The sequence below is a fragment of the Litoreibacter ponti genome (genome assembly GCF_003054285.1).
In the GTDB taxonomy this organism is placed as follows: Bacteria; Pseudomonadota; Alphaproteobacteria; order Rhodobacterales; family Rhodobacteraceae; genus Litoreibacter; species Litoreibacter ponti.
Map to the genome: position 1 here is coordinate 1,735,645 of NZ_QBKS01000001.1, position 26,998 is coordinate 1,762,642.

Annotated in this window: 28 protein-coding genes and 1 riboswitch; of the genes, 12 read left to right on the forward strand and 16 right to left on the reverse strand. The window is 64.4% G+C overall.

The window, feature by feature from the left end:
• Positions 1-2 precede the first annotated feature (2 nt).
• The 12 genes from C8N43_RS08730 to C8N43_RS08785 form a co-directional block, all read right to left on the reverse strand.
• On the reverse strand, positions 3-1,976 hold the full coding sequence (locus C8N43_RS08730) for a thiamine pyrophosphate-dependent enzyme (protein ID WP_107845225.1): 1,974 nt from the start codon (positions 1,974-1,976) through the stop codon (positions 3-5).
• Positions 1,969-2,250, reverse strand: a complete 282-nt coding sequence (locus C8N43_RS08735) for a hypothetical protein (protein ID WP_170114418.1) — start codon at positions 2,248-2,250, stop codon at positions 1,969-1,971. The genes C8N43_RS08730 and C8N43_RS08735 overlap by 8 nt, the downstream gene beginning before the upstream one ends.
• The gene (locus C8N43_RS08740; RefSeq protein WP_107845227.1) at positions 2,250-3,011 is read right to left on the reverse strand and encodes a hypothetical protein; all 762 of its coding nucleotides are present in this window, start codon (positions 3,009-3,011) and stop codon (positions 2,250-2,252) included. The genes C8N43_RS08735 and C8N43_RS08740 overlap by 1 nt, the downstream gene beginning before the upstream one ends.
• Positions 3,008-4,066, reverse strand: a complete 1,059-nt coding sequence (locus C8N43_RS08745) for a Rieske 2Fe-2S domain-containing protein (protein ID WP_107845228.1) — start codon at positions 4,064-4,066, stop codon at positions 3,008-3,010. The genes C8N43_RS08740 and C8N43_RS08745 overlap by 4 nt, the downstream gene beginning before the upstream one ends.
• A complete protein-coding gene (locus C8N43_RS08750; protein ID WP_107845229.1) occupies positions 4,063-4,440 on the reverse strand; it encodes a hypothetical protein in 378 nt (125 codons plus the stop codon). The genes C8N43_RS08745 and C8N43_RS08750 overlap by 4 nt, the downstream gene beginning before the upstream one ends.
• Positions 4,437-6,047: a glutamate synthase-related protein gene (locus C8N43_RS08755; protein WP_107845230.1), complete on the reverse strand. Its 1,611-nt coding sequence runs from the start codon at positions 6,045-6,047 to the stop codon at positions 4,437-4,439. Before C8N43_RS08755 ends, C8N43_RS08750 begins: the two co-directional genes overlap by 4 nt.
• Before the next feature lie 9 nt (positions 6,048-6,056).
• Positions 6,057-7,316, reverse strand: a complete 1,260-nt coding sequence (locus C8N43_RS08760; RefSeq protein ID WP_107845231.1) for a cation:proton antiporter — start codon at positions 7,314-7,316, stop codon at positions 6,057-6,059.
• A gap of 258 nt (positions 7,317-7,574) precedes the next feature.
• Positions 7,575-8,756, reverse strand: a complete 1,182-nt coding sequence (gene metK / locus C8N43_RS08765; RefSeq protein ID WP_107845232.1) for a methionine adenosyltransferase — start codon at positions 8,754-8,756, stop codon at positions 7,575-7,577.
• A gap of 7 nt (positions 8,757-8,763) precedes the next feature.
• Positions 8,764-8,813, reverse strand: a riboswitch (SAM-SAH riboswitch).
• Positions 8,814-8,828: 15 nt separating this feature from the next.
• On the reverse strand, positions 8,829-10,343 hold the full coding sequence (lnt, locus tag C8N43_RS08770) for an apolipoprotein N-acyltransferase (RefSeq protein ID WP_107845233.1): 1,515 nt from the start codon (positions 10,341-10,343) through the stop codon (positions 8,829-8,831).
• A gap of 3 nt (positions 10,344-10,346) precedes the next feature.
• Positions 10,347-11,294, reverse strand: coding sequence for a hemolysin family protein (locus tag C8N43_RS08775; protein ID WP_107845234.1), 948 nt, complete (start codon positions 11,292-11,294; stop codon positions 10,347-10,349).
• Between the two features lie 38 nt (positions 11,295-11,332).
• The gene (gene ybeY, locus C8N43_RS08780; RefSeq protein ID WP_107845235.1) at positions 11,333-11,830 is read right to left on the reverse strand and encodes an rRNA maturation RNase YbeY; all 498 of its coding nucleotides are present in this window, start codon (positions 11,828-11,830) and stop codon (positions 11,333-11,335) included.
• Between the two features lie 124 nt (positions 11,831-11,954).
• Positions 11,955-13,529, reverse strand: a complete 1,575-nt coding sequence (locus tag C8N43_RS08785; protein ID WP_107845236.1) for a bifunctional metallophosphatase/5'-nucleotidase — start codon at positions 13,527-13,529, stop codon at positions 11,955-11,957.
• Positions 13,530-13,684: 155 nt separating this feature from the next.
• On the opposite strand from C8N43_RS08785, the gene C8N43_RS08790 reads away from it, so the two are divergent.
• Positions 13,685-14,020 carry a DUF952 domain-containing protein gene (locus C8N43_RS08790; RefSeq protein WP_107845237.1) on the forward strand — a complete coding sequence of 112 codons (336 nt, stop codon included), beginning with the start codon at positions 13,685-13,687 and terminating at the stop codon, positions 14,018-14,020.
• Positions 14,017-15,075: a quinone-dependent dihydroorotate dehydrogenase gene (locus C8N43_RS08795; protein ID WP_107845238.1), complete on the forward strand. Its 1,059-nt coding sequence runs from the start codon at positions 14,017-14,019 to the stop codon at positions 15,073-15,075. The genes C8N43_RS08790 and C8N43_RS08795 overlap by 4 nt, the downstream gene beginning before the upstream one ends.
• A gap of 45 nt (positions 15,076-15,120) precedes the next feature.
• On the opposite strand, the gene C8N43_RS08800 is transcribed toward C8N43_RS08795, so the two are convergent.
• The 3 genes from C8N43_RS08800 to C8N43_RS08810 are packed head-to-tail and all read right to left on the reverse strand — an operon-like array spanning position 15,121 to position 17,359.
• Entirely contained in the window at positions 15,121-16,434 is a 1,314-nt protein-coding gene (locus tag C8N43_RS08800) for an MATE family efflux transporter (protein ID WP_107845239.1), read from the reverse strand.
• The gene (locus C8N43_RS08805; RefSeq protein WP_107845240.1) at positions 16,427-16,915 is read right to left on the reverse strand and encodes a PaaI family thioesterase; all 489 of its coding nucleotides are present in this window, start codon (positions 16,913-16,915) and stop codon (positions 16,427-16,429) included. The genes C8N43_RS08800 and C8N43_RS08805 overlap by 8 nt, the downstream gene beginning before the upstream one ends.
• Positions 16,916-16,918: 3 nt before the next feature.
• Complete coding sequence (locus tag C8N43_RS08810) at positions 16,919-17,359, reverse strand: PaaI family thioesterase (protein WP_107845241.1); 441 nt, start codon at positions 17,357-17,359, stop codon at positions 16,919-16,921.
• 133 nt (positions 17,360-17,492) lie between these two features.
• Here C8N43_RS08810 and C8N43_RS08815 point away from each other — a divergent pair, with 133 nt between their 5' ends.
• The 10 genes from C8N43_RS08815 to C8N43_RS08860 all read left to right on the forward strand — a co-directional run bounded on the left by C8N43_RS08815 (position 17,493) and on the right by C8N43_RS08860 (position 26,226).
• Positions 17,493-17,864 carry a MerR family transcriptional regulator gene (locus C8N43_RS08815; RefSeq protein WP_107845242.1) on the forward strand — a complete coding sequence of 124 codons (372 nt, stop codon included), beginning with the start codon at positions 17,493-17,495 and terminating at the stop codon, positions 17,862-17,864.
• Positions 17,865-18,159: 295 nt separating this feature from the next.
• The gene (locus tag C8N43_RS08820) at positions 18,160-18,561 is read left to right on the forward strand and encodes a MerR family transcriptional regulator (protein WP_107845243.1); all 402 of its coding nucleotides are present in this window, start codon (positions 18,160-18,162) and stop codon (positions 18,559-18,561) included.
• A gap of 37 nt (positions 18,562-18,598) precedes the next feature.
• Positions 18,599-20,377 carry an acyl-CoA dehydrogenase C-terminal domain-containing protein gene (locus tag C8N43_RS08825; RefSeq protein WP_107845244.1) on the forward strand — a complete coding sequence of 593 codons (1,779 nt, stop codon included), beginning with the start codon at positions 18,599-18,601 and terminating at the stop codon, positions 20,375-20,377.
• Between the two features lie 55 nt (positions 20,378-20,432).
• A complete protein-coding gene (locus tag C8N43_RS08830) occupies positions 20,433-20,645 on the forward strand; it encodes a hypothetical protein (protein ID WP_107845245.1) in 213 nt (70 codons plus the stop codon).
• An 84-nt stretch (positions 20,646-20,729) separates the two neighbouring features.
• Complete coding sequence (locus tag C8N43_RS08835) at positions 20,730-21,356, forward strand: glutathione S-transferase family protein (RefSeq protein WP_107845246.1); 627 nt, start codon at positions 20,730-20,732, stop codon at positions 21,354-21,356.
• A gap of 73 nt (positions 21,357-21,429) precedes the next feature.
• Positions 21,430-21,966 (forward strand): membrane protein insertion efficiency factor YidD, encoded by a 537-nt coding sequence (yidD, locus tag C8N43_RS08840; protein WP_107845247.1) that lies wholly within the window; start codon positions 21,430-21,432, stop codon positions 21,964-21,966.
• 18 nt (positions 21,967-21,984) lie between these two features.
• Positions 21,985-22,323, forward strand: coding sequence for a hypothetical protein (locus C8N43_RS08845; protein WP_107845248.1), 339 nt, complete (start codon positions 21,985-21,987; stop codon positions 22,321-22,323).
• Positions 22,316-23,527, forward strand: coding sequence for an acetyl-CoA C-acetyltransferase (locus C8N43_RS08850; protein ID WP_107845249.1), 1,212 nt, complete (start codon positions 22,316-22,318; stop codon positions 23,525-23,527). Before C8N43_RS08845 ends, C8N43_RS08850 begins: the two co-directional genes overlap by 8 nt.
• Positions 23,528-23,539: 12 nt before the next feature.
• The gene (locus C8N43_RS08855; RefSeq protein WP_107845250.1) at positions 23,540-24,034 is read left to right on the forward strand and encodes a hypothetical protein; all 495 of its coding nucleotides are present in this window, start codon (positions 23,540-23,542) and stop codon (positions 24,032-24,034) included.
• Positions 24,031-26,226 carry a 3-hydroxyacyl-CoA dehydrogenase NAD-binding domain-containing protein gene (locus C8N43_RS08860; protein WP_107845251.1) on the forward strand — a complete coding sequence of 732 codons (2,196 nt, stop codon included), beginning with the start codon at positions 24,031-24,033 and terminating at the stop codon, positions 26,224-26,226. Before C8N43_RS08855 ends, C8N43_RS08860 begins: the two co-directional genes overlap by 4 nt.
• 79 nt (positions 26,227-26,305) lie before the next feature.
• Here C8N43_RS08860 and C8N43_RS08865 read toward each other — a convergent pair whose 3' ends face one another.
• Positions 26,306-26,995, reverse strand: a complete 690-nt coding sequence (locus C8N43_RS08865; protein WP_107845252.1) for a rhomboid family intramembrane serine protease — start codon at positions 26,993-26,995, stop codon at positions 26,306-26,308.
• Positions 26,996-26,998 lie beyond the last annotated feature (3 nt).

Genomic DNA, 26,998 nt, shown 5'->3' on the forward strand with positions numbered 1-26,998 from the left:
GCCTAGACCAGCTCCGCGTCCGTCATGATTTCGACCAGCGCCGGGCCCTTGTAGTCGAGCGCCTCCTGAATGGCGGCCTCCAGCTCTGCGGGTTCGGTGACCTTGCTGCCATGCCCACCGCAGAGCCGCGCGAAGGCCGCGAAAGAGGGGTTGTGCAGTCCCGTCTCCCAGACCGGCCACTCGCCGGAGCGCTGCTCCTTGGAGATTTTGCCGAGCTCGCCGTTGTGCAGCAGGATGTGGGTGACATCCATGCCGTATTTGACGGCGGTGGTGAACTCCATCGGGTATTGCCCGAAGCCGCCATCGCCGGAGATCGAGACGACCTTGCGCCCGCGCATTGCGTCGAGGTCCTGCGTTGCTGCCCACGCGCCCATCCCCGCCGGGAAGCCGAAGCCAATGGAGCCGAGATAGCCCGACATCAGCACCCGCTGGGAGCCCTTGGTTTCCAGATAGCGGCCGAAGGAATAGGTGTTGTTGCCCACATCGACGGCGAAGATCGTGTCGTCGGGGACCAGCCTGCCGAGGATGTCGAAGATCGCGAAGGAATGGATGCCGCGGCCGTGATCCTCTGCCAGACGGGCCTGCTTTTCGGCGCGCCAGATGGCCCAACGCTCCGCCAGCTCCGTGATTTGGTCGTCGGCGTCGGGGTGGCGGGCCGCCTCCAGCCCGTCGCAGAACGCGCCAACCTCTCCCCAGACCGGCAGCGCGACAGGGTGGAATTTGCCCAGCTGCATCCGGTCGAAATCGACCTGAATGATCTCCTTGCCGCGCTCGATGCCGGTGTGGTTCGAAAAGCTGGCACCAAGCGCGATGATCAGATCGGCCTCGTTCATGAACCAGCTGGCAATCGGCGTGCCGGAGCGGCCCAGAACGCCGCCCGCGTTGGGGTGATCGTCGGGCACCAGCCCCTTGGATTTGAACGTGGTGAGCACCGGTGCGCCCAGACGCACGGCCAGATCGGCCACCTGATCGCGTGCGTCAATGGCCCCATGTCCCACGATGATCAGCGGACGCTTCGCCCCTGCAATCAACGCCGCCGCCGCGTCCAGATCGGCCTGCGCGGGGCGGATCGACGTGCGCGACACGCGGCCTTCGGGCGCGCCAGCCTCCTGCTCTGACGGCAGGGTCTGCACATCGTCGGGGAAGATCAGGTGGGCGACATTCTGCTCGACCAGCGCGGTCTTGCAGGCAAGCGAGGCCAGTTCGACATGGTTGGAGCTGGGCAGCACGGGCTGGGAGAAGGCCGTCACCGCCTGAAACGCCGACAAAAGGTCGATATCCTGAAACGCGCCCGGCCCCATCACCTGTGTCTGGACCTGGCCGGTCAGGGCGAGGATGGGCGCGCGGTCGACCTTGGCGTCCCACATACCTGTCAGCAGGTTCGTCGCCCCCGGCCCCGCGATGGTCAGGCAGGCGGCGGGCTTGCCCGTGAGCTTGCCATAGGCGGAGGCGGCGAAGGCCGCGGCACCCTCGTGGCGAATACCGTAGTATTTCAGCTTGCCATCGCCCACCGCCAGCCGGATCGCATCCGACAGGCCCAGATTGGAATGGCCGACCATGCCGAAGACCGATTGCAGCCCCCAATTGGTCAGCGTCTCGACCATGGCGTCGGTGACGGTGCGGGTGTGCGGCGGCTCGGGGGCGATGCCCACGAAGATCTCGCCGTCGCGAATCTCGACCGGGTACATTTCCTGGCCCGTGTCCTCGTGGCCGCCCGGCGGCTTGCCGGTGAGCGGGTCGAAATCCCAGCCGTGCCACGGACAACGGATCCAGCATTGGTCGTCGACCCCTTTCTCGATGGAGCCTTCGCCCAAGGGGCCACGCTGGTGTGGGCAGTGGTTGTTCATCGCCGCCCATTGGCCGTCGAAATGCACCAGGCAGATCGAGGTCGTCCGGGCGGTGATCGTCTTCACCCGGCCCTCGGGCAGATCGCCCGTGTGGCCGACGCTGATCCAGTCGAGCGTTTCATCAGTCATGGTCATCTCCTGCATCGGGGTCAGAGGTCACGAGGTCGTAGAATTTCTGCGACCAGGTCAGCACCAGAAAGCATCCGATGGCCCAGAGCAGCAGCTCGAACGGGGCGGCATCGGTGCCGCGCAGCCAGCGCCCCACAAGGCCGCCCTGCGGCGGCAGCGCGTCCAGCCCGAACAGGCCGGAGCGCGGCCAGAGCGACAGGAACCAGAAGCGCGACAGGTAGAACAGGATGGCCGCGATGGCGGCGGCGAGGCTCAGAAAGATCAGTTTGCGCATCACTCCGGCTCCCCGACTGTTGTGGGATCGACGCTGAACACCAACAGATCGCCCCTGCGCTCCACCTCGCCCTCGATCGTGATGTATTCGCCTACCTGATCGTAGAGGCTCTTCGGCAACTCGGTGCCGTCCGGCCCCGTCACAAGCAGGAATTCCGACCCGTCGACGGGCTTGGAGGACACGAAGACCGGGGGCACGCCGCCGATCAAGCACAGGTTGGCGCAGGCCTTGTGGGCGAGCCCCGTGCCCGGGCGCATCGCCCCGGCCAGACATTTGCCGTCGCAAATCTCGCCCGCCAGCTTCCAGCGGCCCAGCGGTTTGGAGCTTTGCGCAGGGGCCGCGCCCTCGACCGCGGACATGCCGTTGCGACCGCCGCGCAGCTGCAACATGTTGAGCGTGCCGCGCTGCAGGACGATGCCGGAGACCTGCGCAAGCTGCCCCTCCAGCGGGATGGCCCGCGCGTCGACATTGGATTTGCCCTGACCCGACAGCATCAGCGTCGTGCCGGGCGCGATGCGCTCATTGCCCTCGGTCACGCGGACCAGCGGGTAGGGTGTCAGCTCGACCACGCCGGTCACGGTCTGGCGGCCATAGTCGAAGCGGAACGCCCCCGGCCCGGGATCGTCCTGCGCGATGCCCATCACCAGACCAAAACCCGCCATCCCGGCGACCAGCAACGCGCTGACCAGCAGCAACCACTGCTTCAGGCCCTGCGGTATCGGCAGGTAGCCCACGAAAAACGGAGGATGTTTGTCACTCATGTCACGGCCCCCTGAGGAATGGCGATCGGATCGACCGGGGTGCCCGGTGGATTGGCCTTCGGGTCGACCTGCACGGTTTGGCCCTGCAGGCGAAGATTGTAGGTCGGCACCATTTCGGTGAACGGCGCGGGCGAGCGCCCGCTGCGCACGTCGTACTGGAAGCCGTGCCACGGGCAGGTCACGAGGCAATCGATCACCCGCCCCTCCCCCAGCGGCCCGTTCTGGTGCGCGCAGGCATTGGAGATCGCGCTGAGCTTGCCGTCCATCAGGTACACCGCCACCCGGTCACCATCCGGCAGTAGCCGCACCTTGGCGAAGCCGTCCTCGAATTCATCGACACCGGCGACATCGATCCAGTCCGCGCCCGCGACGCTGAGCGCCTGGTCTCTTGCACGCTCCTTCAGCGCCGCCAGCAGATGCAACACGCCCACGGTCAGCGCGCCGCCCGCGAAGAGCCAAGTGAAAGCATGGTTTTGCTGATCTTGCAGGATGCCGAGGCTGACATGCGCCACCACCGCAAGGTAGGCGGGGTAGATCAAGTAATGGATACGCTTCCAAACCGGAGGCGACAGGAACTTCATCCAGAAATCGTGGCTGGTGGCCGCCAGAATGATAAGCACCGCCAGGGCGAAGATGCCGAACGCCTCGAACGGGAAGCCCTTGAGCTGGCCGTAGGAGGTATTGGCGAACAGCAGCGCCTCGTACTTGTTGGACATTGAGAAGGCGAAGTACCAATCCACGATGTAGGAGGCATGGGTAATCGCGACGAAGACCGTCATCACCCCGAAGTGGCGGCGGTTGTACAAGAGCGGCAGGAACCGCTCGTCGAGCCGCGCGAGTGGACCGATGCACAAGATCACCGTCATCATCACGAAGGCACAGGCCCCGAAGGCGCGGGCATTGTGCACCTGCGGGTTGATCGGACGCTCATGGCTCAGGATGCCCGGCGCCGCGTAGAGAAAGATGTAGAGAAACAGCCCGACGCCCGCGAGCATGATCGCGTCGTAGATCCATTTGTTGTTGTTCCATTGAACGGGGGTGTACTTGACGCTCATTGCGACACCTCCCCCGGGGCGGAGATCTGAACCGGCTCGAACTCCGCGGGCCAGCTCTGGCGGATCACAAGGCCCACGGCGATGATCGCCACGATGGCCACGGGCAGGATCAGCCCCACCGTAAAATGGCTCTTGCGGGGCGGGTCGTAGCGGGCGGGCCATTTGTCCGCGCCGGTCTCGTAGCGATACCAGCGCCACAAAACCAAAGGCCAGATCACCAGAACCCCGGGGATCAGCAGCGGGCGGAAGATGTAGGCACCACGCGCATCCTCATCGATGCGGTCGATGCCGATGGTCAGGAAGACCAAAGCGACCGCGGCCCCGATCCAGCCCCAGATCTGCACGGCCATGAAGATGGCTTCCGCTGCGTTCATGACAGCCCTCCATATGCGACGCCGCTCAGATCAGACATGTCCCGCTTCCAGGTCACCAGATCATCGGCGTTGAATTTCGACAGGTGGTCATGCCCGCAGGCCCGTGCCATCACCTGCATCAGCTCCACCGAGGCGTCAAAGAAGTTCGCCAGCTGCTGGGCAGAGCGGTCGACGATCAGGCGGCTGACCAGCTCGGGCCGCTGGGTAGCGATGCCGACCGGGCAATTGTTGGTCTCGCAGGCGCGCATTGCCAGACATCCGATCGCCTGCATCGCGGCGTTCGACAGCGCGATAGCGTCTGCGCCCAGGGCCATCGCCTTGATGAAATCGGCGGGCTTGCGCAGGCCGCCGGTGATGACCAGCGACACGTCCCCGCGGCCCAGCCGGTCGAGATGCGCCCGCGCCCGCGCCAAGGCCGGGATTGTCGGCACGGAAATGTTGTCGCGGAAGATGATCGGCGCAGCACCAGTCCCGCCCCCACGCCCATCGAGGATGATGTAGTCAACCCCCACGGCCAAAGCCGCGTCGATGTCCTTCTCGATATGCTGCGCGCTAAGCTTGTAGCCGATGGGAATGCCGCCGGTGCGGTCGCGGACCTCGTCGGCGAAGTCCTTGATCTGGCTCACCTCTGTCCATTCGGGAAAGCGCGCGGGCGAGATCGCGGCAGAGCCCGGCTCCAGCCCGCGGACCTCGGCGATCTTGCCTTGCACTTTCTCGCCCGGCAGGTGCCCGCCGGTTCCGGTCTTGGCCCCCTGCCCACCCTTGAAGTGAAATGCCTGCACCCGGTCGAGCTTGTCCCAACTGAAGCCGAAGCGGCCCGATGCCAGCTCATAAAGATAGCGGCTGTTGGCGTCCTGCTCTTCGGGCAGCATGCCCCCCTCGCCCGAGCAGATGCCGGTGCCGGCCATCTCCGCGCCGGTGGCCAGCGCCAGCTTGGCCGGCTCTGACAGCGCGCCGAAGGACATATCGGACACGAAGAGCGGAATATTCAACGTCAGCGGCTTTTGCGCGTTGGGGCCGATCACCACCTCGGTGCCGACGTCGGCATCGTCGAGCAGCGGCGGTTTGTGCAGCTGCGCGGTGATCAGCTGGATGTCGTCCCAATCGGGCAGCTCGACGCGCGGCACGCCCATGGAGCTGACAACCCCGTGGTGGCCCGTCTTGCTGAGCCCGTCTCGCGCATATTGGTGGATCAGGCCGGTATAAGGCTCTTCCTGCGTGCCGTGACTGGTGTCGGCATAGAGCCCCAGATAGGCGTCGCGGTTGAAGGGCTGCGGGTTCTTGTCGCCCCAGTCATTGATCTCGTCGGCATCGACCCAGATCTGGCCATCCTCTTCCCAGGCGGTGAATTTCGGCAGCTTTTCGGAATTGTTGTAGGACGACACACCGGTGTCGAGCCGGTAGTCCCAGTCGTGCACTCCGCAGATCAGATCCCTGCCCCGCACATGCCCGTCGGACATGAGCGCGCCGCGATGCAGGCAGCGCCCGTAGAAGACCGAGACCTCGTCATCGAAGCGCACGACGACCAGATCGACCTCGCCCACGAGCGCATATTCCGGTGTGCGGTCGGCAAGATCGGCTGACGGGTAAATGGCGGTTTTGTTCATGAAAGTCCCTTAATCAAAATGACTGTCTCTCGTTATGACCGGCTTGGCGCTGCTGCGGATCGGGGCGGTTTCCGCCATTTCGCCCATGTTAGCGATTTTGCGCCCATACCAAAGCGCCGCGGGCGCGGCGGTGATCCCGTGCAAAATCGCGCTGATCCAGACCGCGTTGATCGCGGTATGCAGGATCGGTGTACCAAACTCGGGTGGGATCTGATCGACGATCAGCAGCGCGAACAGCGCGGTTGCCAGACCGCGCGGCCCGAACCAGCCGAAAAACAAGCGCGTGACAGGTGCCGCGTCAGTTCCGATCAGCGATAGCCAGATCGCCAGAGGCCGCGCGACGAAGAGGCTGATCAGGATCACGGCCAACATCGGCGCGGTCAGATGCGCGACGGCCTCTGGCACCAAAGCCGCGCCAAGCAGCAGAAAGGACGCCCATGACAACATCTGGCCCTCGCTTTCGGTGAACTCGTAGACGAATTTGCACGCGCCCTTGATGATCCCACCGAAGACCAGCCCGGCCACGAAGGCCGAGATGAAGCCGTTACCCCCGACCTGCACCGCCGCGACATAGGCAAGACCCGCCATCGCAAGCGCGCCTATGCCCTCGTAGATCTCGGATGTCGTGGCGCGGGCCTTGGCCTGCAACAGAACCCAGCCGCCCATCGCGCCCACCATCGCACCGACCAACGGGCCAAGCAGGATCTGGCTGAGCCCGAAGACCAACCACTGCGTGCTGTCCACCCCGGTCTGCATGCCCGTCAGGCTGGCAAACAGCAACACGACCGGCAACGCCAGGCCGTCATTCAGCCCGCTCTCGACAGTGAGCGCCCGCCTTGGCCGGATCGGCACGTTGGGGTTGGTCACTACCGCCTGCCCCAAAGCCGCGTCGGTCGGGGACAGGACCGCCGCCAGAAGCGCCACGGCGACGAAGGGCCAGGCGGGCAGCAGGATCAGGCCAACGGCCGTGCCGAGCGCCATCGCCGCAGGCAGACCGATCAGCAACATGCGGGTGGGCCAGACATGACGGCGGCGCAGCGCGGCGAAATCCGTCTGCGCAGCGTCAAGAAACAGCAAAACCACAAGGGTGATCTCGGCCACGGGATGCAGCAGCGCGTGGCTGTCATGCTCGGAAATCATTCCCGTCTGCGCCAGCACGACTCCGAGGGAGAGAAACACCATCGGCGCGGTCAAGCTGGTCGCCGACAGGCGCTTCGCGATCATCGCAAACGCCGCGGTCGCCGCGAAAATGATCAAGAAGCCAGCCATCCTGCGTCGCGTTCCAATCCCCTTGGCCTGATCACACCACATCGGGATCGTGTCACAGTCGCAGCGGGGCGGGCTAGGGGATTTGGATGCAGGTAATTCGGCAATGCTTGCAGAAACCCCGCGAAAGCGGGGCGGCAGGTTTTGCCAATTGTCATGAAACGGACGAGCCGTCCCGACATTGCGGCACGGCTCTGGTTTTCAAGAAGAAAGTCCCGCAGTGGGCACGAGACTGCCCATGCGGACGGGCGGGCCTTCGCGCTAGACCGCCTTCTTCAGCGCCTCGACCAGATCGGTGCGCTCCCACGAAAAGCCGCCATCCTCATCGGGGGCGCGACCGAAATGGCCGTAGGCCGCGGTGCGGGCGTAGATCGGGCGGTTCATGCCCAGCTTCTCGCGAATGCCGCGGGGCGTCAGGTCCATCAGCCCGCCCACAGCCTTCTCGATCGCCGCGTCTTCCACCTGGCCCGTGCCGTGGGTGTCGCAATAGATCGACAGCGGCTTGGCCACACCAATCGCGTAGCTCAACTGGATCGTGCAGCGCGCGGCCATGCCGGAGGCGACGACGTTCTTGGCGAGATAGCGCGCGGCATAGGCCGCGGAGCGGTCCACCTTGGTCGGGTCCTTGCCCGAGAACGCGCCGCCGCCATGGGGTGCGGCCCCGCCATAGGTGTCGACGATGATCTTGCGCCCGGTCAGCCCGGCGTCACCGTCGGGCCCGCCGATCACGAACTTGCCCGTCGGGTTCACCCACCATTCGGTGTCGGCGGACAGCCAGCCCTGCGGCAGCACTTCGGTGATGTAGGGCTCGACCACGGCGCGCACATCTGCGCTGGTCATGGCCTCGTCGAGATGCTGGGTCGACAGCACGACCGAGGTCACTCCAACGGGCTTGCCGTCCTCATATTTGACCGTCAGCTGCGACTTGGCATCGGGGCCAAGCGTGGGCTCGGTGCCGTTCTTGCGGACGTCCGCCAAGCGGCGCAGGATCGCGTGGGCATAGTGGATCGGGGCGGGCATCAGTTCCGGCGTCTCGGTGCAGGCGTAGCCGAACATGATGCCCTGATCGCCCGCGCCCTCGTCCTTGTCGTTCGAGGCGTCGACCCCTTGAGCGATATGCGCCGACTGCTCGTGCAGCAGGTTGGTGATCTTCACGGTCTTCCAGTGGAACTTGTCCTGCTCGTAGCCGATGTCGCGGATGCAGTCGCGGGCGATATCCTCGATGCGGCCCATGTAGTCCTTGAGCTTCTCCTGATCGGACAGCCCCACTTCGCCGCCGATGACGACGCGGTTGGTGGTGGCGAAGGTCTCTGCCGCGACACGCGCTTCCGGCTCCTCGGTCAGGAAGGCGTCCAGTACCGCGTCAGAGATGCGGTCGCACACCTTGTCCGGGTGCCCTTCGGACACGGATTCCGAGGTGAAGAGGTAATTGCTACGTGCCATGGGGAAGTGCTCCGGTATATATGACTGCGCCCCGTCAGGAAGCCGTTGGGGCGCTTGATTGATCGAACTCGCCTACCCTTGCGCGCCCGACACGTCAACACGATTACGACGGCGCGCGGCGATCTGCCAGATCAGCAACAGCATCAACAGCCCGCGCATCGGCCAATCCCCGATCCCGGCATAGAGCGTGGCGGCGGCAGGGGCGGACAGCTTCGCGTCAAGATACGCTGCCTCGCCCAGCAGTGTCTGCGCCATGATCCGGCCCCACGGGTCGATCACCGCCGACACGCCGGTGTTGGCCGCACGCACCAGCGGCAGCCCCTGCTCGATCGCGCGCAGGCGGGCCTGTGCAAGATGCTGGTAAGGCCCGGAGACTTCGCCAAACCACGCATCATTGGTGATCTGCAGGATCAGGTCCGGCCGCGTGGCCAAGCCGCGCAGATTGCGTGGGAAGATCAGTTCGTAGCAGATCAGCGGCAGCGCCGTGCCGATCCCCGGCAGCTCGATCAGCGCGGGCCCCGGGCCGGGGGCGAACCCCGCCCCATCGCGGGACGCAAGACCGCGAATGCCCCAATGTGCCAGCAACTCGCCGAACGGGATATACTCGCCAAACGGCACGATATGGTGCTTGTAGTAAGTGGCCCCACGGGATCCGTCCGGGTTCAGCAGAAGCATCGTGTTGTGCCAGTTGCCGTCCACCCGGTCGTTGCCGCCGACGATAATCGGGACCCCGCCCCCCGCCTGCGCGATCCCCGCCAGAGTGTTGGGCGAAGCATCGAGCGGGTACGCGATCGAAGTCTCGGGCCAGATGATCACGTCGGGCTGGACCGGCGCAGATGCGGCGGTCAGATCAATCGCGCGCTGCAGGAAGACCGGGATCATGTCGGCGTCCCATTTCTGATGCTGCGGCGCGTTGGGCTGGATCAGGCGCACGGTTTTACCGGTGTCGGTGGCTAGGTTGCCGCCCAACACCAGCGCGCCGTAGCCCCATGCCGCCGCCAGCACGAGCACAGACAGCCCCGTCCCGATCACGCGCTGCTGCAGCGACGGTCCTGCGGAAATCAGGAGGGTCAAAAAGGTCAGAAGCGGCGTGCCACCAAGGCTTGCGAGCTGGGCCATCGGGTAATCTGCCCAAATGTGCCCGATGCTGGCCCATGGGAAGCCGGTGAACAGCACCGCACGCAGCATCTCCGCCGCGCTCCAAAGGGCGACCAGCGCCCAAAGCCCGCCCAGATGGCGCGCAACGCCGAAGGCCAGCGCCCAAATCAGCGCAAGACCGCCCGCCAGAAACAGAAGCGCGAAGGGGGCCATCCAGCCGTGGCGCGGTATGTCGACGAGGAACGGCTCTATGATCCAGAACAGCGACAGCGCGAAATAGCCCGCGCCGCCCGCCCAGCCAAGCCATGCGGCGTGGCCCGTCCGCGTAGTGCGGGAATACAGCCAGACCAGCCCGCCGAAGCCTGCAAGCGCCACCGGCCAAAGCGACCATGGCGCCTGGCCAAGCGCCGCCAGCACACCCAGCGCGGCCCCTTGGGCCAAAAGCGGCCAGCCGGGGCGCACCGGCGCGCGTAACGAGCGACGGATCATGCCTTAGTCGGACGTCGTGGCGTCGCCGGAAGGCTCCGGCTCGGGATCTTCAGTGGGGTGGAGGACCGGAACGAAAACCCTCAGCCGCTTGATGCGGCGGGGGTCTGCATCGACGATCTCGAACTCCGCATTGCTGGAGGGATGCTCGACCATCTCGCCGCGCGCGGGCACCCGTCCCGCCAGCATAAAGACGAGCCCGCCCAGCGTGTCGAATTCTTCGTCCATGTCGTCGTCGGACAGGCGCTGGCCGATCTCGGCCTCGAAATCTTCCAATGGGGTGCGGGCCTGTGCCAGGTAGCAGCCCGGCTTCTCCATCTTCCACAGATCGGCACCGTCAACGTCATGCTCGTCCTCGATCTCGCCCAGCACCTGCTCAATCAAATCCTCGATGGTCAGCAGGCCGTCCACACCGCCATATTCGTCTATGACCAGCGCCATGTGCTTGCGCTCGGTCTGCATCTTGGCCAGCAGCACGCCGATGGGCATGGAGGGCGGCACGAACAGCACCGGGCGCACCAAATCGGTCAGATCAAAATTGGGGCGGGTGCCGTTGAAGCCATGGGCCAGCGACAGGTCCTTGAGGTGGATCATGCCGATGGGCGTATCGAGCGTGTCCTCAAACACGGGCAGCCGGGTCAGGCCGCTTTCGCGGAATACTTCGACCAGTTCCGGCAGGCCGATGTCGCGGGGCACCGAGACGATCTCCGCGCGGGGGATCACCACGTCATCCACACGCTTGAGCCGCAGATTGCCGAGCCCGAGAGTTCCAGAGGCTTGCGCCCCGTTTACGGGAGAGTTTTCGTCCGGGCCGCTTTCGCCGGACGGGTTAAACGCCGAGACCAGCCGGGACAAAAGGCCCGGCTGCGCGGTGTCCGCGTCAGCACTTTGCTTGGGGTCTATATCTTGCGCGCGGGGCGCGGCGGTAGACGAGCCGTCAGTATCTTCGCCCATCGGTCCTTTTCCAAATGTCGGGGGCACGTCGCAGGCCCTTATGTCATATATGGGTCCGAAATCCCCAATTTTGCAAGAATGCGCGTCTCCAAACCTTCCATCAAGGCCGCATCCGGCTCATTGAGGTGGTCAAATCCAAGCAAATGCAGCGTCGCGTGCACCAAAAGATGGGTGACATGGTCGTCAAAGGTGATGCCGCCCTGCTCCGCCTCGCGCGCGCAGGTCTCGAACGCGATGGCGATGTCGCCCAGTTCCATCTCATGGGGGGCGTCACCGGGCAGCTGCGGGATCATGCCCGGCACCTGCGCCGCGCGCTCCTCGGACGGCCAGGAGAGCACATTGGTCGGCGTGGGCTTGCCGCGAAATTCGGCGTTAAGCTCCGCCACGCGCGCATCGTCGCAGCCCATCAGGCTGATCTCATACGGTCCGTCGAGCTGCATCTCGGCCAAGGCGGCGAGGCAGCCCTTCTCAGCCAGCCCGGGCAGGCCCGCATCGAGCCATCGGCTGTCTTCCGTCAAAACCTCGATCTGGGCCATTGGGGCGGCATCCTCTGATCGCGCGTGGGTCCCGGCGCGTCATTATCCTTGATATGAAAATGAAGATGGGGGAGGGCAAAACCCTCCCCCATCAGGTCATTGGGCCAACGGCCCGACGACACATTTACTGCTTGATGATACGGCCTTCGGTGTAGGGCGCAACCGGGCCGGTCTCGGCCATGTATTCCGCCAGCACATCCGCCAGATCGGGGCCGAAGTCATAGGCATTGGCCGCGTCCGTGAACATCTTGTAGCCGTCACCGCCGCCGCGGATGAAGTTGTTGGACACCACCTTGTAGGTCGCGGCCGGATCAATCGGGGTCATGCCGTCGCCCTTGTCGACCAGAACTTCCACGACCCGGCCTTCGCCCGGCGCCTTGGAGGCGTCCCAGGTGAATTGCAGGCCGGCCACTTGCGGGAAGCGACCTTTCACTTCCTCGACCTGGCTCACGCCATTCTCCAGCGCGTCGATCAGCGTCTGGCCGGACACCTCGAAGGTCGAGAGCGTGTTCTGGAACGGCAGCACGGTCAGCACCTCGCCCATGGTCACTTCGCCCGCATCGATCGACGAGCGGATGCCGCCCGAGTTGGCGATGGCGATGGTCACGCCCTGATCTTTCACGCGCTCCAGCATGGCGTCGGCGATCAGGTTGCCCATCGGGCATTCCTCGACCCGGCAGACGGCGCGGTCGCCCTCGATCGCGGCGGAGGTCTCTGCCACCACCTTGTTGCGGATCTCATCCAGCGGACCTGCAAGCTCGCTCACGCGGGCCACGATGGTCTCGTCCTCGGGCACGGTGCCGTCGATCAGCAGCGGCTCGCCCTTGGCTTCGGTGATCTTGCCCGCGTCGTCAAAGGTGACGTTCAGCTCGCCCAGGAACTTGCCGTAGGCATAGGCCTGCACGATGGCGGTGTCGCCGACCATGACCGGGTAGACATCAACCGCGCGCTCCTGCGTGTTCGACAGCAGCGTGTTCGAGTGGCCGCCCACGATCACGTCCACGCCGGTGGTGTTGGCCGCGACGACCTTGTCCACGGCGAAGCCCGAGTGCGACAGCACGATGATCTTGTTCACGCCCTCCGCGGTCAGCTTGTCGACCTCACCCTGCACGGCTGCGGACGGGTCGGAAAAGGTGATGTTGGGGCCGGGCGAGGCGAGGTCCGGCGTGTCTTCCGGGGTCAGGCCGATCAGGCCGATCTTCTCGCCGCCGCGCTCGATCACGGTGGATTTCATCAGCTTGTCCGCCAGCGCCGGCTCCGCCGAGACATCGGCGTTCGACATCAGCACGGGGAAGGACACGGCGTCCATGAAGCCTGCGAGCACTTCGGGGCCGTCGTCGAACTCGTGGTTGCCGACGGTCATGCCGTCATAGCCCAGCCCGTTCATCATCTCGGCCGCGACCTTGCCCTTGTAGTAGGTGTAGAACAGCGTGCCCTGGAACTGGTCGCCGCCATCCACGAGGATGGAGTTGTTGGTGCGCCCTCGCGCGTCTTTGACCGCGTTGACCAGACGCGCCCAGCCGCCGAAGCACTCGCCTGCGGCGTTGTCTTCGGACGAGCAGCCGCTGTCATACTTGCTGATCGGCTCGATGCGCGAGTGGAAATCATTGGTGTGCAAAATGGTCAACGAATACTCCGCCGCCGCAAAACCTGCGGACAGCGTCAGCGCCGCGGCGCTGGAAAGAAGGGTCTTGTACATGTTGGAGGTCCCCCAAGTTGGATTCTGAGACCAGAGTGGCGCGGATGATGCGGGGAGTCAAAGCCCTCGCGCCACTAATCGACCCTCAAGGCCACCTCACGCAACGGCAGCTTGGCGACTTGACCAATTCTCGGGCAACGGGCATGTCAGCGCCCATGTTGATCTACAAAATCATGCACGGCGATGCGCTCGCCGAATTTCGCGAAAGCGGCCGCTTCACCGGGGCCGCCATCGACCTTGCGGATGGGTACATCCACTTCTCCACCGCCGCACAGGCGCGCGAGACAGCGGCCAAGCACTTCGCGGGCCAGGGTGATCTGGCGCTGGTCTGGGGCGAAGAGCCCGCCGACGCGGCCCTGAAATGGGAAGTGTCGCGGGGCGGCGACAAATTCCCCCATCTTTACCGCGACTGGATGTGGGATGAGGTCGAAGGCGAAGCGCCGCTGCCGTGGAACGGCACCGCGCATGAGTTCCCGTCAGGCGTGAAATGAGCCTGATCGAGCGCGCGGGCCTCTCGCTGCTGCAAAATTTCGACCCGGAACGCGCCCATGGGCTGGCGCTTTCGGCATTGAATATGGGGCTTGGCGGCGGGCGCGGGCCTGTGCGCTCCGACCGGTTGCGGGTGAGCCTTGCCGGGATGGAGTTGGCCAACCCGGTTGGCCTTGCCGCGGGCTTTGACAAGAACGCCGAGGCCATTGGGCCGCTTGCACAAGCGGGGTTCGGCTTTCTGGAGGTTGGCGCGGCCACGCCGAAGCCACAGCCCGGCAACGACAAGCCGCGGCTCTTTCGCCTTACCGAAGATCAGGCAGCGATCAACCGCTTTGGCTTCAACAATGACGGGATGGAGGCGATCGCCGCCCGCCTTGCACGCCGCGTCGTCGGCGTTCCGGTCGGTCTGAACCTTGGCGCGAACAAGACAAGCGACGACCGCGCCGCCGATTTCGCGACCGTGCTGCGCCATTGCGGGCCGCATGTCAGCTTCGCGACGGTCAATGTCTCCTCGCCCAACACCGAGAAGCTGCGCGACCTGCAGGGCCGCGCGGCGCTCTCCGCACTGCTAGCAGGCGTTATGGAGGCGCGGGCCGAGCTGAAGCGCCCGATCCCGGTCTTCCTGAAAATCGCGCCCGATCTCGACGACGATGCCTTGGCCGAGATTGCCGAGGTCGCGGTCGAGGCCAAGCTCGCAGGCATCATCGCCACGAATACGACCCTGTCGCGCGAGGGCCTGCGCTCGCGCCATCGCGGCGAGGCGGGTGGGCTGTCGGGCCAGCCGCTCTTTGAGACATCGACGCGGGTGCTGGCGCGGCTGTCGCAGCTGACCGACGGACAGATGCCGCTGATTGGCGTGGGCGGGGTCGGCTCCGCCGCGCAGGCCTATGCCAAGATCCGCGCGGGCGCGACGGCGGTGCAGCTCTACACGGCCATGGTCTATGGCGGGCTATCACTTGCGGGAGAGATCGCACGCGGACTGGAACCGCTTTTGGAGGCAGACGGGTTCGCGAGTGTTCAGGATGCCGTCGGCACCGGGCGGGGCGACTGGCTGTAGCCCGGCCCTGCGGGGCTTTTTGAGTATTTCCGCCAAAACGAAGCCTCAGGCGCTCGAGGCCGCGCGCTCCAATGCGGGGTAGCGCCACCCCAAGGTTGCGCCGCGCGCGATGTAGAGCACCAGCAGGCTGAGCCACAGCCCGTGATTGCCGAAGAGCGGCAAAAGGATCGCAAGCGCGCCTGCGTAGACCGCGAAGGAGACTAGCATCATGTTGCGCATGTCCCGCGTGCGTGTCGCACCGATGAAAATGCCGTCCAACATGAAGGCCGCGACCCCGAAGAGCGGCCCGGCGACCATGAAGATGAGGTAGGCGCGGGCCTCGGTGCGCACATCCGGCGCGGTGGTCATCAGGTCGATGATCGCGCCGCCCGCCAGCGCGAAGGCCACCGCCAGCACGACCGCCGTGCCGACACCCCAAATGCTCGTCAGGATCGCCGCGCGGCGCACCCGGGCGCGGCTCGCCGCCCCGAAGGCCTGACCGACCAGCGCCTCTGCCGCGAAGGCGAAGCCATCCATCGCGTAGGAGGTCACGTGCATGAATTGCAACAGGATCTGATTGGCGGCCAGCGTCACGTCGCCCAGATCGGCCCCGAAGAACAGGAACGCGATCAGTGCGGCTTCGAGCAACACAGAACGGATCATGATGTCAGTGTTCACCGCCGCCATCACCGTCAGCTTCGCGCGGTCGAACACCCGCGCCGGCGCGCGCCACAAAGGATGCGCGAAGGCCGCGCGGCACAGGTAAAGGCCCAGCGCCAGCCCCGACCATTCCGCGATGAAGGTGGCGACCGCCACGCCTTCGACGCCCCAGCCGAACTGCAGCACGAACAGGAAATTCAGCGCGATGTTGAGGCCGTTCATCCAGAGCTGAAGGGCAAGAACCGCGCGGGTGCGCTCGAGCGCGATCAGCCACCCGGTGATCCCGTAAAGCGCGATCGCCGCCGGGGCGGAGAAGATGCGGATTGTCATGTAGTCGCGGGCGAGGCTTTCGACCTCCGCGCTGGCGGGCGAGATCTGAAACGCGGCCCAGAACAGCGGCACCTGCAGCGCCATGATCAAAAGCCCTGCCACCCCGCCGATGAGAAGCGCGCGGGTCAAAAGCACCGCGACCTCTGCCTGATCGTCAGCCCCGCGGGCCTGGGCCACCAACCCGGCGGTGCCCATGCGCAGGAAGCCGAAAAGCCAGTAGAACGCCGACAGGATCACCGCGCCGATGCCCACCGCCCCGATGGGTGCGGCCAGCCCCATCTGTCCGACGACGCCCGTGTCCACGACGCCAAGGATCGGGACGGTTGCGTTGGACAGAACGATCGGCACCGCGATTTTTGCGACGCGGGCGTGGGTGAGCGTGTCAGCCATCCTGCGCGGGCGGCGGCATCAGGAAATGTCCCGTCGCCTGAGCGAACAGCTTCTCGCGGTTGTCCTGCCACGCCTCGACATGCACGCTGGCGTAGCGCCGCCCGGAGCGGTTGACCCGCGCCCGCGCATAGGCATCGCGCGGCAGGCCGGAGCGCAGGTAATCCACGGTGAAGTCGATGGTCTTGGGCATCGGCGGATGATCCGGGGCGGTGCCGTCTTCGATCTCGGTCCAGAGGGTGGACCAGGTCAGCTCGATCACCGCGCTGATCTCAAGGAAGGCGGCCGTAACGCCACCATGCAGTGCGGGCAGCATCGGGTTGCCGATCAGCTCTTCGCGGTAGGGCAGGATCGCGGTCAGCTCGTCGCCGCGGCGGTCGAACTGCACGCCGAGATATTGGATATAGGGAATTCCGCCGACCAATTGCCCAAGTGCGGCGTCGCGGCGGGTCTTGATCACTTGCACAGGCTCGGGTTTGCGCATCGCTTACGCCCCCCGCTGGAAGGTGAAGGCGCCTGTCGCTGCGGCGACAGGGTTGTCGGCATCGTCATCCAGCGCCGTGGCACGCACGAAGGCCACAGCACGGGTGACATGGTAGCATTCGGCCCGCGCGCGGATCCGCTGGCCGGGGGTTGCGACGCGCATGTAGTCGATGCGCAGATCGATGGTGGCGGTGCCCTGCGCGTCGGGATGCGACATCACTGCCGCCCCGCCGCAGGTGTCCATCAGGGCGGAGACCGCACCGCCCGCGATTACGCCCGTGGCCGGATCGCCGATCAGGCGTTCGTCATAGGGCATGGATAGCATTGCCAAGCCCTCGCCGATCTCCTCGATCTGCATAGAGAGCGCCCTGGCATGGGGGATGGCCTCGATGAATTGGCGGGCGATGCGGGCGCGGCGCTCTGCCGCTGGGTCTGTCGTGCTCATGGGGCCTGTTTGGCAGCTTTGCGCGGGCGGGCCAAGCGGGTCTGCGCGGTGCGCATAGAAATTCCGCCGCCGCACTTGGCGTGCGCAAAAATTCAATGTTAGGGTTTCGCAACTCAAAACGGGGAGAGAGACGATGAGCGAGGATGCACGCCTGAGCTTCAAAGAGATGTGTGCCAAGTTCGACGTCACCCCCCGGACCCTGCGCTACTATGAATATATAGAGCTGCTGTCACCGGAGCGCGACGGACGGGCCCGCTATTACCACCCGCGTGAGGTGGCCCGAATGAAGCTGATCATGCGCGGGCGGAAGTTCGGCTTCTCGCTGGAGGATATCCGGCAATGGCTGGAGCTCTACGATCAGGGGCCTGAGAATCGCGTGCAGATGGAGGCCTGGATCAAACTCGCCGACGCGCAGCTCGATGAGCTGAACTCCCGGCGGGCGCAGATCGAGGAGTCGATCGACGAGCTGCAGGCGCTCCGCGATCAGGTGGCCGAGGGACTGTAGGCAAATCACTGCCCATCACGAGCCCGCAGGCTTGTCCCCAGAATCCGGGACACGTATCAGGGCCCAAAGCCCCTTGTTTCATGGCGTTTGCGGGGAATTCTGCGGGACATGCGTCAGAATTCAAAGCGCTTTGGTTTTGCGAAAATTACCCAAATCCCTGCCTTACCTTTCCTGACATTACGTCAACCTCAAAATGACGCCACGTTCCGTTTACGTTAACGTCAACAATGCTTGTATGGTGGCCCTGCGTTCAACATGTCCGAGGCATGAAAGCGATCATGCAAGGATGAAAAACATGACTGAGGAAACGATGACCATTCGGGAAATGTGCGATGCCTATGCGGTGACCCCGCGCACGTTGCGTTTCTACGAGGCCAAGGAATTGCTGTTCCCGATCCGGGAAGGCCAGCGCCGCCTGTTTACCAAAAGCGACCGCGCGCGGTTGAAGCTGATCCTGCGCGGCAAGCGCTTTGGCTTCTCGCTTGAGGAAATCCGTCAGCTGCTCGACCTCTACCATATCGGCGACCAGCAGGCGACGCAGCTGGCCAAGACCTACGAGATTGCCAAGCAACGCCTGGCCGACATGGTCAAACAGCGCGACGAGTTGAACGACGCCATCAACGACCTGACCGCGCAGCTGCGCTGGGGCGAGAAGATGATCGCCTCCATGCAGATGCCCAAAGCGGCCAACGGTTAAGACCTATAACGACGCCACCTTTTCGGAGAGACGCCACATGCCCACCTACACCGCCCCCGTCAAAGACATGCAATTCGTCCTGCACGACGTTTTGAAAGTGACCGAGTCTTCCATCCCCGGCTACGACGAGCTGGAGGCCGACTTCACCTCGGCCATTCTGGAAGAGGCGGGCAAAGTGTCCTCCGAAGTGTTGCAGCCGCTCAACGTGGTCGGCGACAAGGAGGGCTGCGTGCTCGAAAACGGTGTGGTTCGCACGCCAAAGGGCTTCAAGGAGGCCTTCGAGGTCATGAAAGAAGGCGGCTGGACCGCGCTGGACTGTGACCCGGAATATGGCGGCCAGGGCCTGCCCTATCTGATGGGCACGGCAGTGGGCGAGATGATGGTCTCCGCCAACATGGCGTTCAACATGTACCAAGGCCTGACCCACGGTGCCTACTCGGCCATCCACGCCCACGGCACCGATGCGCAAAAGCAGATGTACCTGCCCAAGATGGTCTCATGCGAGTGGACCGGCACCATGAACCTGACGGAGCCGCATTGCGGCACCGATCTGGGCCTGATGCGCACCAAAGCCGCGCCGCAGGGCGACGGCACCTACAAAATCTCCGGCCAGAAGATCTTTATCTCGGCGGGCGAGCACGACATGTCCGACAACATCATCCACTTGGTCTTGGCCAAGATCGAGGGTGGCCCCGAGGGCATCAAAGGCGTGTCGCTGTTTATCGTGCCGAAGTTCATGGTCAATGAAGACGGCTCGCTTGGCGCGCGCAACGGCGTCTCCGTCGGCTCCATCGAGGAGAAGATGGGCATCCACGGCAACTCCACCTGCGTGATGAACTATGATGAGGCCACCGGCTACCTGCTGGGCACCGAGCACAAAGGCATGCGCGCCATGTTCACCATGATGAACGAAGCGCGTCTGGGCGTGGGCCTGCAAGGATACGCACAAGCCGCCGTCGCCTATGAGAACGCGGTGGTCTACGCCAATGACCGCCTGCAAGGCCGCGATGTGACCGGTGCCAAGAACCCCAACGGTCCGGCCGATCCGCTGATCGTGCACCCGGACATTCGCCGCAACCTGATGGACCAGAAGTCCTTCGTCGAGGGCGCGCGCGCTTTCACCTTCTGGGGTGCCAGCATGATCGACAAGGCACACCGCGAGGAAGACGCCGATGCGGACGGTCTGATCTCGCTGTTGACCCCGGTGATCAAGGGCTTCCTGACCGACAAGGGCTTCGAGTACGCCACCGCGGCACAGCAGGTTTATGGCGGCCACGGCTATATCGAGGAATGGGGCATGTCCCAGTTCGCCCGCGACGCCCGGATCGCGATGATCTATGAGGGCGCCAACGGTGTGCAGGCGCTGGACCTCGTGGGCCGCAAGCTGGCGCTGGACGGTGGCAAGCACGTGATGGCCTTCTTTGACCTGGTCAAGACCTTCATCAAGGACAATTCCGGCGATGAAGAGTTCGACAAGGCGTTCCTCGAGCCGCTGAAGGCAGCGTCCAAGGACCTGCAGGCCGCGGGCATGTACTTCATGCAAAACGGCATGAAGAACCCCAACAACGCGCTGTCGGGCTCCTACGACTTCATGCACATGTTCGGCCATGTCTGCCTGGGCCTGATGTGGGCGAAAATGGGCAAGGCCGCGATGGATGCACTGGCCGCGGGCGCGTCGGACACCGAGTTCTACGAGACCAAGATCGCCACCGGTCGCTACTACATGGCCCGCCAGCTGCCCGCCACCGGCATGCACTTGGCCCGCATCGAGAGCGGTGCGGACACGGTCATGGCGCTGGACGCCGCGAATTTCTAAGGTGACGGTGGGCAAGAATTGCCCACCCTACCCCTAGGAACAGGAGCGATTGCCAATGCCCAAGCGTCTCAACCTCACCCGCCGCGTGAACCTCGCCATGACCGAGGACGCGTGGCGGCGGCTGAAGAAATTCAGCGCAGAGGCGGGGTTGGATGAGGGCGAGGCTCTGTCTTTCCTGTTTGAGAATTTCGCCTCGGTGACGGACCACGACAACCTGACCCACCGGCTACGGATCTTCAATTCGGAGCTGGAGTCGCGCAAGCGGTGAAGACGACGCTTGAGGCACCAGTGGGTGCCTCCGGCGGGAATATTTCTGCCAAGATAAAGCACAAGAAAGTCTGGGAGGACGGCTGTGACTGCAAAACTCTACTGTTTCGGCGAGAGCGGCAATGCCTACAAGGCGGCCCTGACGCTAGAGCTGTCGGGCATGGGCTGGGAGCCGGTCTTTGTGGACTTCTTCAAGGGCGAGGCCCGCTCGGACGCCTTCAAGGCCATCAACCCGATGGGCGAAGTGCCGGTGCTGGTCGATGGCGATGTGACGCTGACGCAATCGGGCGTGATCCAGCAATATGTGGTCGACCAGACCGGCAAGCTGGGCGGCGCGCCCGCGGACAAGTACGAAGTGCTGCGTTGGGTCCTATGGGACAACCACAAGATGTCCAGCCAGGCCGGTGTCACCCGTTTCCTGATGAACTTCCTGCCCGAGGAAAAGCGCCCGCAAGAGGCGATCAAGTTCCTGCAGGGCCGTCTGGCCGCGGCCTATGCGGTGCTCAACGCCCATCTCGACGGGCGTGAGTGGATCGCGGGCGACAGCATGACCGTCGCCGATATCTCGAACGCGGGCTACCTGTTCTACGAAGAACCCTTCGGCTTCAACCGCGCCGACTGGCCCCATATCGACGCGTGGCTGACCCGCATCTCCAAGACGCCGGGCTGGAAGCATCCCTATGATTTGATGCAACGGGCGCTGCCTGCATGAGCCACAAAGCTGACATTTTGCTGGATATACTACCCTTGGCCCGCAAAACTCGCGGGCAAGGGACGGAGGAGACATGCTCAGCAGAATGGCGCTTGGGGGCATTTGGGCCTACCAGCAGTATATCTCGCCCAATAAGGGTTTTCGCTGCGCTTGCTCGGTCGCGCATGGCGGCACCGGCTGTTCGGGCTTTGCAAAACATGCGATCCGCGATCACGGGCTCTGGGGCGCGCTGCCTGCCATCCGGCAGAGGTTCCGCGACTGCCGTGCGGCCTATGAAGACATCCGCGCCAATTGCAGCTGCAACACCAGCGCTCCGGACGGGGATGACGAGCGGCCCCTCTCTGAGGACGAGCGAAAGGAGCTTTTGCGCCTTCGAAAGCAAGAGTTGCGCAAGCGTGACCGGCGCGGTCGCGACCGATGCTGTGACACCTGCGAGTGCTGTGGCAGCGGCTGCGGGCCCTCGCCCTTTGCGGGCTGCTTTGGCGGTGCGGCGCGCGGTGGGGCGTCCAAGAATGTCGACCTTAACCCCTGTGACGGGGATGGCTGCGGGCTCGATTGCGGCGCGGCGGATTGTGTGTCCTGCGATTGCGGGGGCTGCTCCTGCGGCTGATCCCACCGGGGCGCGGCCATGATCCTGGGCGCGTTCCTTATTGGCATGGTGCTCTGTGCCCTGACCCTGGCGTTGATCAAGGTTGAAGACACCCGTGACAAGTTCGGCAGTGCCGTGGCGATGTTCGCCGCATGGTGCGCCTTTGGCATGCTCTTGATGGGCGGAACTTGGGGGCTGGGCCTTGTCCTGCCCGCCATCGCCGCCGCCATCGTGCTGGTTTTACGTAACGAGACATTCGGGCGGAGCATCCAAGCTCTGTCCGCCTACAAACTCCCCCTCGGTGTGGGGGCGCTGGTCTGCAGCGTTCTCACATGGATCGGGGTCCTGAATCTAATGGAGGATCTCCCCAATGGCTGAAGCCTATATCTACGACGCCGTGCGCTCGCCGCGTGGCAAAGGCCGCAAAGACGGCAGCTTGCATGAAGTGACCGCCGCGCGCCTGTCGGCCAACATCCTGAACGCCATCAAAGAGCGCAACAACCTCGAAGGCCACGCCGTCGAGGACGTGATCTGGGGCAACGCCACCCAGGTGATGGAGCAAGGCGGCTGCCTCGCCCGCACCGCGGTGCTGGCCTCCGATCTGGACGAGCGCATCCCGGGCCTGTCGATCAACCGTTTCTGCGCCTCGGGCATGGAGGCCGTGAACCTGGCCGCCAACCAGGTCAAAGGCGGCGCGGGCGATGGCTACATCGCCGGTGGGGTCGAGATGATGGGTCGCGTAGCCATGGGCTCGGACGGGGCCGCGATTGCCGTGGACCCGAGCATCGCGATGGAAAGCTACTTCGTGCCCCAAGGCATCTCCGCCGACATCATCGCGACCGAATACGGCTTCAGCCGCGACGACGCCGACAAGCTGGCCATGGAGAGCCAGCGCCGCGCCAAGGCCGCCTGGGATGACAACCGCTTCGACAAGTCAATCATCACCATTCGCGACCAGAACGGCTTGGAAATTCTCAGCCACGACGAGTACATGCGCCCCCAGACCGATATGCAGAGCCTCGGCGGCCTGAACCCCGCCTTCCAGGCGATGGGCGAGGTGATGCCCGGCTTCGACAAGGTCGCGCTGATGAAGTACCCGCATCTGGAGAAGATCAACCACATCCATCACGCCGGCAACTCGTCGGGTATCGTGGACGGCTCGGCCGCGGTGCTGATCGGCTCCAAGGAGTTCGGCGAGAAGTTCGACCTGAAGCCGCGCGCGCGCATCCGCGCCACGGCAAAGATCGGCCTTGACCCGACCATCATGCTGACCGGCCCGGTTCCCGTGACCGAGCACATCATGAAGACGTCCGGCATGAACATCTCCGACATTGATCTCTTCGAGGTCAACGAGGCGTTCGCGTCCGTCGTGCTGCGCTTCCTGCAGGCGTTCGAGGTCGACCCAGAGCTGGTCAACGTCAATGGCGGCTCCATCGCGATGGGCCACCCGCTGGGCGCGACCGGCGCGATCATCATCGGCACGCTGCTTGACGAGATGGAGCGCACCGACAAGGAAACCGGCCTGGCCACGCTTTGTGTCGCCTCCGGCATGGGTGCCGCTACCATCATCGAGCGCGTGTAGGACACGGACCCCATGGACGCGCATCCCCATCTGCCCGACCCCAAGGCGATCTACCAGGAGCATCTCGATGCCCTGTCGGCCGCCCTGTTGTCGGGCAATTTCAGCGCCTTCGCGGCGCGGATGGCGTTGCCGTGCCGCATAATCACCGAGGCCGCGGAACGAGTCTTCTCGACCCGCGACGAACTGGCCTCGGCGTTTTTCAGCATGTCTCGAAACTTGAAATCGCAAAGCGTCACCGATCACGTTCGGATCGCGACCGCTGCGACATATGTCTCCGAGACCCGCATATGCGGCAGCCATGTGACCCATATCCTGCGCGACGGAAAACGGCTGACGCAGCCCTACCCCAACCGCATCCGGCTGGAGTTGATTGATGGCAAGTGGCTGGAAACCGTGGCCGCCCACGCGCTTCTTACCGACCCCGCCAAGATCACCATGCCCAAGGTGGCGGCGCAGCCGCACCTCCCCGAAATGAACGAATACGATCCCGAAAGGACCCCGCAATGACCGATTTTACCATGAGAACAGACGCCGACGGCGTCGCCACCATCACCTGGGACACCCAGGGCAAGAGCATGAACGTGATGAACCAGCAGGGCTTCGTCGACCTTGATGCGCTGATTGATCAGGCGCTGGCTGACGACGCCGTCAAGGGGGTGATCATCACCTCCGGCAAGGAAGGCTCCTTTGCGGGCGGCATGGACCTCAACGTCATCGCCAAGATGAAAGAGGCCGCTGGCGACAATCCCGCCAAGGGCCTGATGGACGGGCTGATGGCCACCCACGCCATCCTGCGCAAGATCGAGCGCGGCGGCATGGACGACAAAAACAAGGGTGGCAAGCCCATCGCCTGCTGCCTGCCCGGCACGGCGCTTGGCATCGGCTTCGAGATCCCGCTGGCCTGCCACCGCATCTTTGCGGCTGACAACCCCAAGGCCAAGATCGGCCTGCCCGAGATCATGGTCGGCATCTTCCCCGGCATGGGCGGCACCACCCGCGTGACCCGCATGCTGGGCGCGATGGGCGCCTCCCCCTTCCTGCTGGAAGGTAAGCTGTCTGACCCGAAGAAAGCCCTCGCCGCGGGCCTGATCCACGAAGTGGTGCCAGCCGACGAGCTGGAAGCGAAAGCCAAGGAATGGATCTTGTCCGGTCCGTCCATCGTGAAGCCCTGGGACGAGAAGGGCTACAAAATGCCCGGCGGCGCGCCGTATCACCCCGCAGGCTTCATGACCTTCGTCGGCGCATCCGCCATGGTTAACGGCAACACCAAGGGCGTGTACCCGGCGGCCAAGGCGCTGCTGTCTTCCGTCTATGAGGGCGCATTGGTGCCCTTCGACACGGCGTTGAAAATCGAGGCGCGCTGGTTCACCAACGTCCTGCTGAACCCGTCATCCAGCAACATGATCCGCTCGCTCTTCATCAACAAGGAAGCGCTGGAAAAGGGCGCCGTGCGCCCCGACGGTGTCGACGACCAGTCCGTCAAGAAGGTCGGCGTCATCGGTGCGGGCATGATGGGTGCGGGCATCGCGCTGGTCTCCGCGCTGGCGGGCATCGAAGTGGTGCTGATCGACAGCAAACAGGAAGCCGCCGACAAGGGCAAAGCCTACACCACCGCCTATATGGACAAGGGCATCGCCCGCAAAAAGGCCACGGAAGAGAAGAAAGAGGCCGTGCTTGGCCTGATCAACGCCACCACGGACTACGCCGCCCTGGAAGGCTGCGACCTGATCGTGGAAGCGGTATTCGAAGACGTCGGCGTCAAGGCCGAGGTCACCAAGAAGGTACAGGCCGTCGTCGGCCCCGATTGCATCTTCGCGACCAACACCTCCACTCTGCCGATCACCGAGCTGGCCAAAGCGTCCAACAACGAAGAGCAGTTCATCGGCATCCACTTCTTCTCCCCCGTCGACAAGATGCTGCTGGTGGAGATCATCAAGGGCAAGAAGACCGGTGACCGCGCGACCGCCAAGGCGCTCGACTTTGTGCGCCAGATCAAGAAGACCCCGATCGTCGTGAATGACGAGCGGTTCTTCTACGCCAACCGCTGCATCATCCCCTACATCAACGAGGGCATCCGCATGGTCAAAGAGGGTGTCGAGCCCGCGCTGATCGAAAATGCGGCCAAGCTCGTAGGCATGCCTCTGGGCCCGCTGCAGCTGACCGACGAGACCTCGATCGATCTGGGCGTGAAGATCGCTAAGGCGACGAAAGCCGCCATGGGCGACGCCTACCCGAACGCGGAAGTCGACGAGGTTCTCTTCTGGATGGAAGGCGAAGGTCGTCTGGGCCGCAAGTCCAACGCGGGCTTCTACGACTACGACGAGAAGGGCAAACGCCAGCTGTTGTGGCAGGGCCTGCGCGAGCAGTACCCAACCGCCGACGACCAGCCCGACCTGACCGAGGTGCAGAACCGTCTGCTGTTCGCCCAAGTGCTGGAGGCCGTGCGCGCCATTGAGGAAGACGTGCTGATGGATATCCGCGAGGGCGATGTCGGCGCGATCCTTGGCTGGGGTTTCGCGCCCTGGTCCGGCGGGCCGCTGTCTTGGCTCGACATGGTCGGCACCCCCTGGGCGGCAGAGACCACGAACGCGCTGGCCGCCAAACATGGCGATCGGTTCAAGGCCCCGGATCTGCTCGAGGACATGGCGTCCAAGAACCAGAGCTTCTACGGCCGGTTCGACCCCGCAAAGGCTGCATAACTCCACGAACAAGAATAAAAGGCCCGGGTGTTTTCCCGGGCCTTTTTTGTTGCCGTGTAAGTAGTTGCGCGTGGTGCGCTCAGCGCCGGGCGCGCAGTTTCGCCAGCACGCGGGACCATCCACCGGGGCTCATGAGAAACGCCAGTATAAAGCCTGCGATGAAGCCGAACAGGTCCGCGACCCAACCCAATCCGCCGCCAAACAGCAGGCCGAATACCAGCTGAATCCCCATCAGGAACGCGATCAGGGTGAAGGCGCGCATTTCGTTCTCGCCCGTGGCCGCAAGGCTGACCCAGAGCATGAAGGTGAAGGCCCCGATCAGCCCGTAGCCGCCAGTATAGGCCCCCACCAGCGGGAAATCATCGCCGGTCAGACCATAGACGAAGGCCCCAAGTACGGCGCTGGCAAAGAAGACGATCAGGAAACGCGCGGTGCCAAAGACCTCGCCCACCGACTTGCCGATGGCCAGTACGATCACGCAGCCGAAGGCCGCGTCGATGAAGGAGCGGTGCACGAACGGGAAGGTCACGAAGCGGCGCATGTGCTCGTAGGGGTAGTATCCCTGCTCCCACATCGCGCCCATCACGCGCGGAAAGAAAGCGTAGTCCTGCAGCGCATCAAGCCGCCATCCCACCGCCCGCGCGTCGCCCGCAAGACCCGCCGCCCCCGCCTGAAAGATGATCTCGACCGCCGCTATAAGCCCTGCAATCAGCAACACCACCGGCGGCAACGCGTTGAAGGGCGAGACATCGGCGTTTTTGTGATACATGGC